The sequence below is a fragment of the Hanamia caeni genome (genome assembly GCF_003721595.1).
Taxonomy (GTDB): domain Bacteria; phylum Bacteroidota; class Bacteroidia; order Chitinophagales; family Chitinophagaceae; genus Ginsengibacter; species Ginsengibacter caeni.
In genome coordinates this window covers 168,623-183,521 of sequence record NZ_RJJR01000014.1, presented here as the reverse complement: position 1 = coordinate 183,521, position 14,899 = coordinate 168,623, and the positions used below count along the sequence as shown (strand labels likewise).

13 protein-coding genes are annotated in these 14,899 nt (G+C 37.6%); 10 read left to right on the top strand and 3 right to left on the bottom strand.

Annotation, left to right across the window (positions count from 1 at the left end; all coding sequences use genetic code 11):
• Nucleotides 1-67: 67 nt before the first annotated feature.
• Nucleotides 68-661 (bottom strand): DUF3575 domain-containing protein, encoded by a 594-nt coding sequence (locus EFY79_RS16585; protein WP_158605234.1) that lies wholly within the window; start codon nucleotides 659-661, stop codon nucleotides 68-70.
• Between the two features lie 220 nt (nucleotides 662-881).
• On the opposite strand from EFY79_RS16585, the gene trpS reads away from it, so the two are divergent.
• Nucleotides 882-1,922: a tryptophan--tRNA ligase gene (trpS, locus tag EFY79_RS16580; RefSeq protein WP_233578041.1), complete on the top strand. Its 1,041-nt coding sequence runs from the start codon at nucleotides 882-884 to the stop codon at nucleotides 1,920-1,922.
• A gap of 116 nt (nucleotides 1,923-2,038) precedes the next feature.
• Nucleotides 2,039-2,674, top strand: a complete 636-nt coding sequence (locus EFY79_RS16575; RefSeq protein WP_123121845.1) for a deoxynucleoside kinase — start codon at nucleotides 2,039-2,041, stop codon at nucleotides 2,672-2,674.
• Nucleotides 2,675-2,764: 90 nt separating this feature from the next.
• On the opposite strand, the gene EFY79_RS16570 is transcribed toward EFY79_RS16575, so the two are convergent.
• A complete protein-coding gene (locus EFY79_RS16570; protein WP_158605233.1) occupies nucleotides 2,765-3,379 on the bottom strand; it encodes a phosphoenolpyruvate carboxykinase (ATP) in 615 nt (204 codons plus the stop codon).
• A gap of 161 nt (nucleotides 3,380-3,540) precedes the next feature.
• On the opposite strand from EFY79_RS16570, the gene EFY79_RS16565 reads away from it, so the two are divergent.
• Genes EFY79_RS16565 through rsmI form a run of 4 tightly spaced genes read left to right on the top strand, consistent with a single transcriptional unit; the run spans nucleotide 3,541 to nucleotide 6,593 of the window.
• Nucleotides 3,541-4,833 (top strand): aminopeptidase P family protein, encoded by a 1,293-nt coding sequence (locus EFY79_RS16565; RefSeq protein WP_123121843.1) that lies wholly within the window; start codon nucleotides 3,541-3,543, stop codon nucleotides 4,831-4,833.
• A 21-nt stretch (nucleotides 4,834-4,854) separates the two neighbouring features.
• Nucleotides 4,855-5,619, top strand: coding sequence for a CDP-alcohol phosphatidyltransferase family protein (locus EFY79_RS16560; protein ID WP_123121842.1), 765 nt, complete (start codon nucleotides 4,855-4,857; stop codon nucleotides 5,617-5,619).
• Nucleotides 5,616-5,861, top strand: a complete 246-nt coding sequence (gene purS, locus EFY79_RS16555) for a phosphoribosylformylglycinamidine synthase subunit PurS (protein WP_123121841.1) — start codon at nucleotides 5,616-5,618, stop codon at nucleotides 5,859-5,861. The genes EFY79_RS16560 and purS overlap by 4 nt, the downstream gene beginning before the upstream one ends.
• 48 nt (nucleotides 5,862-5,909) lie before the next feature.
• A complete protein-coding gene (rsmI, locus tag EFY79_RS16550) occupies nucleotides 5,910-6,593 on the top strand; it encodes a 16S rRNA (cytidine(1402)-2'-O)-methyltransferase (protein ID WP_123121840.1) in 684 nt (227 codons plus the stop codon).
• Between the two features lie 19 nt (nucleotides 6,594-6,612).
• Here the strand turns inward: rsmI and EFY79_RS16545 are convergent, their stop codons facing one another.
• Nucleotides 6,613-8,172 carry a hypothetical protein gene (locus tag EFY79_RS16545; RefSeq protein WP_123121839.1) on the bottom strand — a complete coding sequence of 520 codons (1,560 nt, stop codon included), beginning with the start codon at nucleotides 8,170-8,172 and terminating at the stop codon, nucleotides 6,613-6,615.
• A 279-nt stretch (nucleotides 8,173-8,451) separates the two neighbouring features.
• On the opposite strand from EFY79_RS16545, the gene EFY79_RS16540 reads away from it, so the two are divergent.
• The 4 genes from EFY79_RS16540 to EFY79_RS16525 all read left to right on the top strand — a co-directional run bounded on the left by EFY79_RS16540 (nucleotide 8,452) and on the right by EFY79_RS16525 (nucleotide 14,521).
• Nucleotides 8,452-9,426 (top strand): hypothetical protein, encoded by a 975-nt coding sequence (locus EFY79_RS16540; protein WP_123121838.1) that lies wholly within the window; start codon nucleotides 8,452-8,454, stop codon nucleotides 9,424-9,426.
• Nucleotides 9,427-9,623: 197 nt separating this feature from the next.
• Complete coding sequence (locus tag EFY79_RS16535; protein ID WP_123121837.1) at nucleotides 9,624-11,489, top strand: M1 family metallopeptidase; 1,866 nt, start codon at nucleotides 9,624-9,626, stop codon at nucleotides 11,487-11,489.
• A gap of 136 nt (nucleotides 11,490-11,625) precedes the next feature.
• Nucleotides 11,626-12,444, top strand: coding sequence for a purine-nucleoside phosphorylase (locus EFY79_RS16530; RefSeq protein WP_123121836.1), 819 nt, complete (start codon nucleotides 11,626-11,628; stop codon nucleotides 12,442-12,444).
• A gap of 67 nt (nucleotides 12,445-12,511) precedes the next feature.
• The gene (locus EFY79_RS16525; RefSeq protein ID WP_158605232.1) at nucleotides 12,512-14,521 is read left to right on the top strand and encodes a putative porin; all 2,010 of its coding nucleotides are present in this window, start codon (nucleotides 12,512-12,514) and stop codon (nucleotides 14,519-14,521) included.
• Nucleotides 14,522-14,899 lie beyond the last annotated feature (378 nt).

Sequence of the window (14,899 nt, the reverse complement as noted above, 5' to 3'; positions counted from 1 at the left end):
GAGGAATGCCTCGGAAGCACAGGCAAAGTATAGCACCAAATTAAATAAATATATGTATCGATAAGTATTAAAAGTAATAACCTACAGAAGTCCATATTTGAATATCCAGATAGCCATTTGAATAAGTATCTGGATCGTTTTTGTCAATATTTATATATCTGCCATACCCTAAACTCGATTGCAAATCTATTACAAAATTGTTTTTTAAAAGCCATAAACCTCCCATTGAAAATCCGCTCGGAATGGAGTTTGCTGAAAAATCTCTGTCAGGGTAACCAAATAAACCAGACTGCCCGACCGTATGAATATTTCTATGCAGAACCCCGGTGTAGGCTCCAATATAAGGAGTTATATCTCCCTTATTAATTTCATGGAAATATTTCTTTCCTCTTAATAATAATCCATTATAATCATAATGATCAGTAAGTAAAAAATCGTTGAACTGGCCTTTCATATATGCAAGCACAAAAGAAAATGATTTACTTAAAAATTTTTCAAAAGAAATGGATGGCCCTTTTGCGGCTAAATTTAAAAGATTCGTCTTTACTATTAATGTTTCTGGTTTTTTACTCTTTTTATTTTGACAAAATGCAGGAGCTATTAATAGGAAATATATAATAGATGTTATTATAAGTTTTGGTTGAAAAATATTATTTATCACCTGTTCTATTTGAATTGAAAGATTTAAAAGCAATTGAAAAATCAATGTATCCATTATATAAACTTATATAATTAAGAAAAGGTATGTTTTTTTGGCGAATTACAACTTTCTTCTATTTGTAAGGATTCTGTAGCCACTAAACTTTTTTAAAATTTCTAAACCTTCCACCCGTTCAATCCCAATAATACTTTTTCACAAATCTGATTATCTTCGCCAACTTATGAAAACGGAGAAAGAAACCATGCCTGGCGGCAGGCAGATTGTAATGAGTGGCATCCGCCCGACCGGCTATCTTCACCTCGGTAATTATTTTGGGGCGATGCAAAACTATGTAAAAATGCAGGAGGATTATGAATGCTTTTTCATGGTAGCCGATTTGCATTCGCTTACTACCCATCCTGATACAAAAGACTTGAAAGTCAATGTGCACAGGGTTTTAGCAGAAAATATTGCCTGTGGTCTCGATCCTGAAAAAGTAGCTTTATATTGCCAGAGCCACCTGTATCAAACATCTGAATTGTACCTATATCTGAACATGCTGGCTTACAAAGGAGAGCTTGAAAAAACGCCCACTTTTAAAGATAAAGTTCGCCAACATCCTGACAACGTGAATGCCGGATTGCTTACTTACCCCGTGCTGATGGCGGCAGATATTTTAATTCACCGCGCCAAATATGTGCCGGTAGGAAAAGACCAGGAACAGCACCTGGAAATCGCGAGAAATTATGTGAACCGTTTTAATCACCGCTATTCGGAAGTTTTTCCTGAACCAATCGCTTTTAATTTTAATCATAAATTGATAAAGGTTCCGTCGCTGGATGGTGGTGGCAAAATGAGCAAAAGTGAAAACCAAATGGCTACGCTTTATCTTTCGGATGAAGATGACGCTATCAGGAAAAAAATAATGAAAGCCAAAACAGACAGCGGCCCCACCGAAAATAATTCGCGAAAACCGGATTACATTGAAAACCTTTTTTTGCTGATGAAGCTTGTTAGCGCTGAAGATACGTTGAACCAGTTTCAGAAACAATTTGACAATTGCACTATCAGGTATGGCGATATGAAAAAACAGCTTGCGGAAGATATGGTTCACTTTATTTCGCCTATTCGAAAAAAAGTAAATGAAATTTTGAACAATGAAAGCTATTTGCAAAAAGTGATGAAACAGGGAGCTGAAAAAGCCAGCGCCAGCGCTGAAGCTACCATGAAGGAGGTGAGAAATGCAATGGGATTGAATTACTTTTTAAAAGCTAAAGGCTAAAAGCCAAAAGCTAAAAGCAAACAACTTATATTATTTTACATTTGAATTTATATTTACTTTTAAACATCTGCCTGCCGGAGGTTATAACAGTTGAAATTAAAAACAGGAATTAAGGTATGGCCAAATCGAAAAAACCCAAGCACATTGCAGTTGCCGGTAATATTGGAGCAGGAAAAACTACTTTGACTGAACTATTAAGCAAACACTATAAGTGGATTCCACAGTTTGAAGACGTGGAGCATAATCCTTATCTCAATGATTTTTATGAAGAAATGCCGCGGTGGAGTTTTAACCTTCAGATTTATTTTCTGAACAGCCGGCTGAATCAATTACTGGAAATAGAACGCGGCACCGAAACCGTAATCCAGGACAGGACAATATATGAGGATGCCAATATTTTTGCGCCTAACCTTCATGATATGGGCCTGATGACCAAAAGAGATTTCACCAATTATTATTCTTTTTTTGAAACTTTAAAATCGATGGTGAAGCCGCCCGATTTGCTTATTTATCTCAACGCTTCTGTTCCTACGCTTGTCGCTCAAATTCAAAAGCGCGGACGCGAATATGAAGAAAATATTCGTCTCGATTATTTAAAAAAATTAAGCGACTATTACAACAAGTGGATCGAATCTTATAAAGAAGGCCCGCTTTTGATTGTAGATGCCGACAAAAATAAATTTGCAGAAGACGAAGAAGATCTCGGCATTATCATTAACCAAATTGACGCTCAATTATATGGTTTGTTTTGACGGAAGCTGTTTCACCTCCATGATACCAGTAAAAGAATAAATACTTTGATTTTATTTTTAGCGAATTAAATTCTTGTAAATAAGAGCATTTCAAAGTGAATGTTCCATAAGAATTGAAAGAATCCTATGTTTTATATTAGTTGTGAAAATTGCACCACCGATCAACATCGTTTTAGTTTCATAATTGACCATAAAAAAATCTTTTTCATCGATACCGTCAATCGCTGAATCGGCAAAAAATTCTGGCGCATGAACAAGGTACCAGTCAGGATTAAAATTTTCCAATTCATTTTTTGAAGGCTCAGAAAACATATCTAACACAACTAAGTTTCCTGCCGGCTCTTCATTGATGCTCCTGATGTTCACTTTCTGCCCGCTATCATTGAGAACAAAAGCATCTCTAATCCATATTTGTTTTTTGCCAAAATGATCTATTGTTTTTTGATAAAGTTGTAAAAAAATCGTAGCGTCTATTGGCTTGCTACTGCCGTTGCACTCAATTGTATTTCCTGTAAAGGCATTTTTTACAACATAGACAGTCATTGATGTTGCGTCATTGACATTGCCAGCTTTTGTAACAAAAATTCCCTCCTCATTTAAAGCGCCCTCGTTTTTTCTGAGGCAATCTTTTATCAGGTTTTCATGCGAAGCCTGATAGATAATATTTTCAGCCGCAGGCAGTCCTGTGGAAAATAATAAATTCATTGGTACTTTGAACATTGAGGGAACAGACATCAGTTTTTTAGGAACAAAGTTAACAATCGTATTTTTGTTCGTCCGATAACTCAGGATATATTATTCATGTATATTGCAGGCAATTTTCAAAATACCTTTTGGTTATTTGAAATAAAATAAAAGAAAAAGGAATGAAATATTTACCATTAAATCCCCAAATTTTTATTGACAACAGGAAAAGATTCATTGCGAAAATGGAAAAAAATTCTATCGCCATTTTTAATAGCAATGATGAACTGCCAATGAATGGAGATGCGCTGCATCCATTCGTTCAGAATTCTGACCTGTTCTGGCTTTCAGGGATTGAGCAGGAAGACACGATGGTTGTATTATTTCCGGATAATCCTGATCCGCGGTTCAGGGAAGTATTAGTTTTGGTGAGGCCCAACGAATTAAAGGAAAAATGGAATGGCCATCAGCTTAGAAAAAACGAAGGTGAAGCCATTTCGGGAATCAAAAGAATAATATGGCTGGATGAGCTGGAAGGAATGCTACAGCCGTGGATCCACCTGGCGGATATTATTTATCTCAACACAAATGAAAATGACAGGAAGGCGAATGAAGTGCCGGTCAGGGATTACCGTTACGCTTCGTATATCCGTGACCGTTATCCTTTGCACAGCTTAAAACGCTCTGCGAAAATTTTGAAAGAGCTGCGCGCCATAAAAACTCCGCTTGAAATTGAAGTGGTGCAAAAAGCCATTGATATCACTGATAATGCTTTTAGACGTTTGTTAACGTTCATAAAACCAGGTGTAATGGAATATGAAATTGATGCGGAAATATGGTATTCCTTTCTTTCACAGCGCGCCTCAGGCCCCGCTTACGGCAGCATTATTGCCAGCGGCGACAGGGCAAGAACATTGCATTATGTAGAAAATAACCACGAATGTAAAGACGGCGAGCTCATATTAATGGATTTTGGCGCCCGCTACGGCAACTATTCAGCCGACCTTACACGTACCATTCCCGTGAATGGTAAATTTTCTAAAAGGCAAAAGGAAGTTTATAACGCCTGCCTTGATCTTCATTATTATTGTGCTTCCATTTTAAAACCGGGAATAACCATAAATGATTATACCGATAAAGTAGCAAATGAAGCCACCAGACTGTTTCAGAAAATAGGGTTATTAAAAAGAGAAGATATCAAAAATGAAGATCCGGAAAACAGGGCCTATCGAAAATATTTATACCATGGCATTTCTCATCACCTGGGCATAGATGTTCATGATGTTGGAACCAAAACGGAGCCTATAAAGACAGGTATGGTATTTACGATTGAACCCGGAATTTATATTGAAGAAGAACAGATGGGAATAAGAATAGAAGATAATTATTGGATCACAAAAAACGGGAACAAAGATTTGATGAAAAATATTCCAAAAACCATAGATGAGATTGAATCGCTGATGAAAGCGCGTTAACCGATTCCACAAGCGAATAAAATGAAACAAATTCCCAATCTTTTTACGCTGCTTAACCTGTTTGCCGGATGCCTGGCAATCGTTTTTGCATTGCAAACCAATAGTATAATTATTTACCTGAATGACCAATATGTAAGCAGTTTTAATATTCCCGAAAAGCTAAGCTGGGCGTCAATTTGCATTATCATAGCGGCCGTCATAGATTTTCTGGATGGGTTCGTGGCAAGACTATTGAAAGCTACCAGTGAAATGGGAAAGCAGCTCGATTCGCTGAGCGATGTAGTCAGTTTTGGAGTAGCGCCTTCCGTGATATTATACCAATTATTGCGGTTTAGTTTTGCAAGGGAAGAAAATGGATTGGAGGTTTCCATCATTTGGTTGTTGCCGGCCTTTATTCTTGCATGTGCTGCTGCTTATCGCCTGGCAAAATTTAACCTGGCTACAGATCAGCAATATTCTTTCAAGGGAGTTCCGGTTCCTGCTGTTGGATTATTGATCGCATCGTTTCCGCTCATTTTGCATTTTGATTTTATGCCGGCTGTAAATAATATTATTATCAGCAAATGGTTTTTGTACTTATCGATTATCGTGCTCAGTTATCTTATGGTAAGTAATCACAACATGATGGCTTTGAAATTTTCTGATTTTACCTTAAAGAATAATTTACCAAAAGTTATTTTGCTGATTGTGGCAATTATTGCTGCATTATTTTTGCAGTGGATTGCAGTTCCTGTTGTATTTATTTTTTATGTTTTACTATCACTAACCCAAAAAAAAGTTGAATGAATTTTTTAGCAGAAATAAAAATTATGCCCCTTAAAGAATTGCTCGACCCCCAGGGAAAAGCAGTATTAGGAGGGCTTGCCAACCTTGGTATCAAGAGTGTGGAAGATGTGAGAATTGGCAAACACATTCAGTTACGCATTGAGGCAGAATCTGCAGAAGAGGCCAAAGCAATTGCAGAAGAAGCTTCCAAAAAGCTATTGGCAAACCAGGTAATGGAAGATTTTACAATTTCAATTAGCTAATCTGCTAATTAGCCAATTAGCTAATTAGCACATCAGCACATTAATAAAATGCTTTATCTCGTTCCATCTCCCATTGGCAATCTTAGCGATATTACTTTTAGATCTGTGGAAGTTTTGAAATCGGTGGATTTAATATTGGCAGAAGATACCAGAACTTCCTCAGTACTTCTCCGCCATTACGAGATTGATAAGCCAACAACTCCGTATCACCAGCATAATGAGCACAAGGTGCTCGATCACTTGATTGCACAGTTATCATCCGGCAAAACGATGGCTTTGATAACAGATGCGGGAACTCCTGGCATTAGCGATCCGGCATTTTTGTTGGTTCGGGAATGCATAAAAAACGATATCAAAGTAGAATGCCTTCCGGGCGCTACGGCTTTTGTTCCGGCTTTAGTGAACAGTGGATTGCCGATGAATAGTTTTTGTTTTGAAGGATTTTTGCCATTAAAAAAAGGAAGACAAACAGCACTAAAAAAACTTGCTGAAGAAGAACGGACAATGGTTTTTTATGAAAGCCCTGTGCGTTTGGTAAAAACTTTAAAAGAATTTATAGCATATTTTGACGCTGAAAGACAATGCTCCGTCAGCCGCGAATTGACCAAAGTATTTGAAGAAACCCGCCGTGGAACATTGCAAAAAGTGCACGATCATTTTAATGAAAAAAATGTGAAGGGAGAGATTGTTATTGTAGTGGCAGGAAAAGAAAAAAAGGAAAAATTACAGTGAGCAAATAAATATCCCAATATTATATTTTGGAAGAACCGGCCCTGTTCAGTTTTTGACTTACATATTCCTTATAAGAAATCCCCATTATTTTACTTTCGAGCCAGCCATAATAATTAAAGTAAAGGAAATATAAATTGGTTCCCGGGTCGTTTCGGTATTTATCAAGCTGAACCAAGAATTGCGCCATCAGCGCTTTGGAAGTCCTTTTGGAAATTGTTCCTGACAACCGTTTTAGAAATAACATGAGCTGGCGTTCAAAAGGACGCGGCTTTTTTCTTGAATATAAAAACTGGTACGCGGCTTGCAAAGCGCTATCCAGCCTGATAAGTTCGCCCTGCTCATAAAGGATAAGCAAATGAAATAACAACGAAAAATAGAGCACATCTTCACGCTTTATTAGGTGATTTTGCTCTTTGATATTCATCAAAAGCTTTTCCGCATCGTCCCATTTTTCCAGCACAAAATAAGAAATGCAAACCGAAGAAAATACCGATAGCTGCTCGGGCGGCGAAAGGATTTCTGTGGTGAAATTAAAAATATCTTCTACCTCGCTGCTAATCAATTTTTCTACTTCATGGTACCTGGCGGTTTTTAAATAAATTTTTAATTCAGTATTAAATTGAATGATTTTAAAATGTTTTAGATAAAAGCGGTTGACAAGATGTGGCTCTCTTAGTAATTTATAGGCATTTAAATCCACTCTGACTTCATCAATATTTTTGAAAATAAAATTATTATAACATAGCGTATTGAAAGAGCTGGTAAAAAGTGCCGCATTTTCATTAATAAGATGCGGATTTGATTTCCATAATTCTGCAATCCTGCCGCAAGTTTCAGAGCATGCACTATTTTCATGAAGCATGTATTGGCACAAAGCCAGTGCGTTAAAATAAAATAATCTTATCAGCGGCTTTTGAATCTTGCCAATATCATAACTTTCCAAAAGAGATTTTGCAGCTTTAATTTCAATTAATTCATCTTCAGTAATCGGAAGCCACGAGCGCGAAGTCATGTTTCTCACTTTCTCAAACATCAACCGGTGTTGGGCAAATATTTTTTGTGCATTTATCGCTTCTTCAAGCTCAGCAAAAAGCATTTCTGACTGTTCTTTGAATTGCTTATAATCTTTATTTTCCAGCACGCGATTCCTCAGGTGAATAAACAAAATCATGAAATAGTATTTCCCGTACTTTTCTGCCAGGCTAATCGCTTTTCCGCAAAGCTTAAATGCCAGGTGCACCAACCCTCTTTCATAAAGCATCCTGATTTGGTCGTGCAAAAAATATAATTGTGTGTCTGTACTTTTGTTTTTTTCTTTAAAGATGATGGTGTTCAGGATGTCTTTGTAGAGATAATTTTTTATTCCCGAAAAATGAATTTTGTTTTTAATGCCAAGGGCAAGGCTAAGTTTTTTTTCATCATGAACTTCGCTTTCATCTATCAGCTTAAATAATTTAAGATGCAGCGAAGCATTTCGATCTGAATGCCTTTTGGCCAGCTTTGTATAATACGATTTCTCATTGCTGCTTAATCCTTTTATCAGCATAAAAATATCTGCACTATTTGCGGGTCCTTTCATGTTGTAGAAAGCCGATAGTTTATAAATGAAATGAGCGTCGGAATCCGAATTCTAAAAATACCACTTTTTTATAAACTGTTTTCAACTTAAAATTTTGCGTTTTCCTGTCAAAAAGAGGCCTTTTTCGCAATTTTCAATTACTAAAAAAAAGAAGAAATTCTATTTGCTGATGGCCACGTATGTCAATAATTTTATGACATAAAGAAAATATTACCTGAAGCCCGGAGATTTTCCCTTTCAAAATTCAATCTTAAAATTAATTCAAAGCCAGTCCTAAAAATGTATAAATCATCATCTGATATAGATACACATCTTGAAGACCAGATTTTTAACAGGCTAAATACTATCATTGAAAAAAAGGTCTTTTTTAAAAATAACTTCCTGAATAAGGAGGATTATTTTTTCAACAATTTTCTTCCGGATATGAAAAATTTTTTTGACAGGGAATCGCTACTTTATGTTTGCTTTTTGATTAAAAAATACAATGGTGTTCTTGACGAGTTGAGAAATAACAATTTTGAATTAGCTGAAATTTTTCTTTCTGAGATTGATGCGATGTTTTCATACGAGCCTACAATACCCAACCTGGTGATAAAAACTGTGGCCAATAATGTGATGGCTTACCGGGCATATAAATATGGAAAAAACGAAGACGTTTTAAATCTGCTGATAAATTCACTGGAAATAGATTGCACGCTTGAGGAGGAAGGGTTCGCCTGTATGCACTTCCACAAAATACAAACGCTCCACAATATCGCCCGCAACCATTTGAAACAAAATTTAAAATCGGGGGTCAATTTATCTCTTGAATTAATGAAATATCTATCTACCCGCCAGGGCGATTTCAGGTTAGGCAAATTTGTTCTGACCCAGGAAAAAAATGAGCTTTCAGCGGAGCTTTGCAGAAAATTATTCCTCCAGGTATTTAATGACCTTATTTTTCATTTTGTAAAATTTGAAGACAGCAACGATATGTATTTCCTTGAAATCTACAGAAGGAATTTGAGCACCCTTCGCCACAAGGAAAACTACCTGAATTTTATTGAAGAATGGTTGAATATAGTAGTACACCTGGATAAAAATCCATCCGTCCGCAATCTTTCGTCAATTACCAAATTTTTAAAGCTTTATAGCGACCGGCTATCCTGCCTGACTATTTTCCTAATAAAAAAACTGCTTTCATTTTATCCTTCTGAAATGGAAGGAAGCAAAAGGCTCAGATCCAATCTGGAAAATTATGGTTTCAGCATTTAAGATTTCCCATACATCTCAAAATATTTTTTCCAAAATATAAATTGCGCTCATTTGTTTTTCTACTGCCAAATTAGGTAGTGGGCTGGCTTATTATTCATTAGGACACTACGAGTCTTAACCGGTTATATTTTATCATTTCACTTTTTTATAATTCCCTTTTTACCGATTTTTACCACTTTTATTTTTAAAAAGAACCTATGGTAAAAAGATTTTTCTTTCTTCTGCTTCTGAATTTTTCGTTTCAACTTTTTTTAAGTGCTCAGCCAGAGCGTTGGCAACAGCAGGTAAAATACAATTTAAATGTAGACCTTGATGTAAATACCAATATGGTCACAGGCACAGAAAAGCTGGAGTATTTCAACAACTCACCCGACAAGTTATCGAAAGTATATTTTCATTTATACTGGAATGCTTTTCAGCCCGGCAGCGAAATGGATGTAAGAAGCAGGGAACTTGGAAAAAATCTGATCAATGGGCGGCCAGACTGGGACAATAGAGTAAAAGATCGCATTTCAAAGCTTGACTCTTCACAAATAGGCTATCAAAGAATAAAATCTTTGAAGATGAACGGTGTAGCGCAACCGATGATAGTACACGGCACCATTCTGGAAGTAGATCTGCAAAAGCCCATACCTGCCAAATCGAAAGTGACTTTTGATATAGTTTTTGAAGCCCAGGTGCCTGTTCAGATCAGGAGAAGCGGCAGGGATAATGCAGAAGGCGTCCGCTATAGCATGAGCCAGTGGTATCCAAAATTGTGCGAATATGATTACGAAGGCTGGCACACCCCTCAATATGTGGCCCGCGAGTTTTACGGTGTTTGGGGCGATTATGATGTGTCTATTAAAATAGATAAGTCGTATAAAATAGGTGCAACGGGTGTTTTAAAAAATGCCGGTGAAATCGGATGGGGATACGACAAACCGGGAACTTCTTTAAAAAACATTACCTCAGCCAAAAGAACGTGGCATTTCATTGGTGAAAATATTCACGATTTTGTTTGGGCCGCAGATCCCACTTATGAACATATCGTAAAAAATGTCGACGGCGTAACTATCAATGTGATTTATAAAAAATCAGATTCACTGGAAAGAGCGTGGCAAACCGCTGCGGATGCGGCTGTAACTGTGCTGCCCTATATGGAAAAACGTTTCGGTAAATATGCCTATCCGCAATATTCCTTTATCCAGGGCGGCGATGGCGGAATGGAATATCCGATGGCTACCTTAATAAAAGGTCCGGGACTGGGAACAGTTTTCCACGAGTGGATGCATAGCTGGTACCAGATGATGCTCGGCTCAAATGAAAATGAGCACCCATGGATGGACGAAGGATTTGCGAGCTATGCTGAAGGGGAAGTATATTCCTATTACCGCAAAGCAAAGGGATTGAAAGAACCAGAATCGTTACCACTTAACCATGCCGACGCTTACAGGAATTATTACTACCTGGTGAAAACAGGGCTCGCGGAACCGATGACAACCAATTCTGATCATTACAATACCAATCTGGCTTATGAAATCAATGCGTATTCCAAAGGTGAAATTTTATTAGAACAATTAGGATATATCGTCAGTGATTCTGTGCGCAACAATATATTGTTGGAATATTATAAACTGTGGCGGTTTAAACATCCCAATCCTAATGACTTTTTTAAGATAGCGCAGGACGTAAGTGGGATTCAATTGGGATGGTACAAAGAATATTGGCTGAATACAATTAAAACGATTGACTATAGCGTAGATAGCCTTTGGGAAGAAGGAAATACGACTAAAATCAGGTTACGAAGAATCGGCGAAATGCCTATGCCTGTTGATCTTCAGCTTACATTTAAAGACAGCACCAAAGAGATGCATTATATTCCGATGGATATGATGCTGGCCGGAAAGCCTGCAGAAAATTCAGAAAAAAGATTCATTCATAAAGCATGGAGCTGGACAAACCCTACTTACACAGTGGAATTTGATCATCCCTTAAGCCAGCTAATAAAAGCAGAAATTGATCCATCGAAAAGAATGGCAGATGTAAACCAGGACAATAATGTATTGAAATTAAACTGGTGATTTCTTAAAAATAAATTCCTGTTTTTTGTTGCTTTACTGTACTGCTATAATTTAAGACAGCAATAACTAATCAGCAATTCAGTTGCCGGCAAACTGAAATAATCTTAACTATCTTTGACCACAATTTTTTTAATCAATGGATACGCTGAATCAAATTAATGATGCGATACGATATATACAGTCAAGATGCGCTACAAGACCGGTTGCCGGAATAGTGCTGGGGAGCGGGTTAGGTAGCTTTGTGGATGAAATAGATATCGAATGCGAAATATCATATAATGACATTCCACACTTTCCGGTAAGCACAGTGAAGGGCCACAAAAGCAAAATGATTTTTGGAAATATCGGTGGAAAAAATATAGTGGCTATGGCCGGAAGGTTTCACTATTACGAAGGCTATTCCACCGCAGAGGTAGTTTTTCCCATAAGAGTTCTTAAATTTCTGGGCATTCAAACCCTGCTACTCAGTAATGCGGCCGGTGGCATCAATCCTGATTTAAAAGTCGGAGACCTGATGATAATTCGTGACCATATCAGTTTTCTTACCATTAATCCTTTGATAGGAAAAAATGAAGACGTATTTGGCGAACGATTTCCGGATATGAGCGAGCCTTACAAAAATGATTTGATATTGAAAGCAAAGAAAATCGCCACGCTTGAAAACATTGCGATAAAAGAAGGCGTGTACGTGGGCGTAACAGGGCCTTCATTTGAAACAAGATCCGAATACAAAATGTTGCATATTCTTGGAGGCGATGCCGTAGGAATGAGCACTGTGCAGGAAGTGATAACCGCAGTGCACCTGGGCGTACCCGTATTTGCGCTTAGTGTTATTACAGACGTGGGCATAAGGGAAGAAGAAAATATTATTACCCATGAAGAAGTGCTGCAGGCTGCAAAGGAGGCCGAACCCAAGTTGACCCATATCTTCAAACAGATGATAGCAGCACTATAAGCATTCTTATTAAATGGCTACTTTACCTAAAATATTTAATAATTACCTTGTTTTAAAAAAGATATTCATGCTGGCAGGGCTGATATTTTGCATTGAATATTGCCATGGCCAAATCCCAGGTTTGAGAAGAGGAAACCCGATGGGAGGTTTCAGGAACATGAGTGGCAACTCATCAAGTTCTGACACCATCGCCTTTGAGCACCGCGATGATTTAAAAGATTCTATTACAATTTACTATTTTCATCTCAATTCACTGGTAAGGGAATACCTCGATTCTTCTATAAATGATTTTGGAAAAGTTTTTACGGTTCCTGCCGGCTACGTAACCCTTGGAAATAATGGCAATGCAGCATACCCTATTTTATTCTCGCCTATTCTTGATGCCGGTTGGGATGCAGGCTTTCATGCGTTTGATTTATACAAATTCACATTGGACAATACACGGTTTTACCAGACCACAAAACCTTACACTCAATTAGGATACTACCTGGGGTCGGGAAAACAGCAGGTAGTAAAAGTATTGCAAACTCAAAATATTAAACCCAATTGGAATGCCGGAATTGATTACCAGTTAATTTCTTCACCGGGTACTTTTCAAACCCAAAACACCAATGACAACAGCTACCGCCTTTTCTCCAATTACCGGGGAAAAAGAAAAAGATATGGCGCCTTTTTGGTTCTGTTGGGCAACAAGCTAAATTCATCTGAAAACGGAGGCATCAAAGCAGATTCTTTTTTGTATGACCCGCACAACAACAGGCGGCTTGCAGTGCCCGTAAACCTTGGTGGCGACAATCCGAGTCCAAATATTTTTTCAACCACGATTAATACAGGAAATCTTTATTCAAACTTTACCGCCTTTTTCAGGCAAACCTACGACCTCGGCAAAAAGGATTCAATTGCAGTAAACGACAGCACCACAGAATATTTATTCTATCCCAAATTACGATTCCAACATACTATCAATTATTCCTCCTACAAATACCAGTTCCAGGACACGTTGTCTGATTTCAATTTTGGAAAAGCAGATTCCGCTTTTTTTAAACAACACTACGATACCGCCATCAGCGCTAAAAACGGGATAAATTTTAAGGTGGAAGACCGGTGGAAATTTGTTTCAAATGATTTTGCCATCACTCAGTTTCCTGACACAAAAAACCTGGGACAATTTATACAGGCAGGCCTCCGGCTTGAAAATTTTTCAGGCTATTTTGAATCGGGAAAAAAGAATTTTTTCAATGTGGTGCTCCATGGTGAATACCGGAACAAAACACGAAACCGGAAATGGGACGCCAATCTTCAAGGTGAATTTTATGCTGCCGGGCTCAATGCCGCTGATTTCAACGTGTATGGCTCCCTGACAAGAACGCTTAATAAAAAACTGGGCGACATCCAGGTGAGTTTTCAAAATGTAAACCGCTCCCCTTCTTATATTTATGAAGGAAATTCTTCGTTTAACTTTGGAAACAATCTTCATACAAAAAAAGAAAACATCACTGTGCTTACGGCGATGGCAGCCAATCCCCGTTTTTCATTGATGGCGAGAAATATTTCAATTGCCAACTACACTTATTTTAAAAATTTTTATCAGACCGACCAATATAACGGCCTGGTGAACATCACCCAGTTTACCGCGTCAACTCATGCGAAAATTGTCGGCCATCTCAATCTTTACAGCGATTTTATTGTGCAGCAAACCGCCGGAAATAACCCGGTAAGAGTGCCGCTTTTCTACACAAGGCAGCGGTTAGCTTTTGAAGGTACCTTTTTCAAAAATTTAAACCTCAGCACCGGCCTGGATGTAAATTATAGCACACCGTATAAGGCATATAACTATTCGCCGGTAATGGGAAAATTTTTTCCGCAGGATAGCATAACCATCAGCAATCTGCCGCAGGTAAACGCGTTTTTTGACTTTAGAATCAAATCTCTTTTTGCGTTCATACGGGTAGAAAACTTAAATACAATGACCGTTCAGCCCGATTTTGGATTTACGAACAATAGCTTTGCCGCTCCCCTGTATCCATTGCCAGGGCTCGTTATCAGGTTTGGCATTAAATGGGGATTTGTGAATTAAATCCTTTGGGGTAAAGATATTTATCGTGAGTTCAACATAATAATAACTTCTACATCGTATGCCTTTTTATATCATCCGCCCTGTGGCGGATTTTCATTTACCATTTATTTGTTCCTATAATAATTTCAGCCTCTCAGCGGCTTAAAAATAATCCGGAAAAAAAAGCATGATTTTTAATGCAATTATTTCTTTCTACAATAATCTCATTCTTTCAGGGTAATAACAATCCGGAACGGATGCAATTATTATAGCCTTTGCAGAAAAGTATTTTAAAAACCCAAAGGAGTGATATTTTTTTAAATCCAACTTTCATCATTTTATTAATAAACTTGACTTTCTTTTTCAAGTGTTAGTCTCACCAAAAAGACATTCTTTACC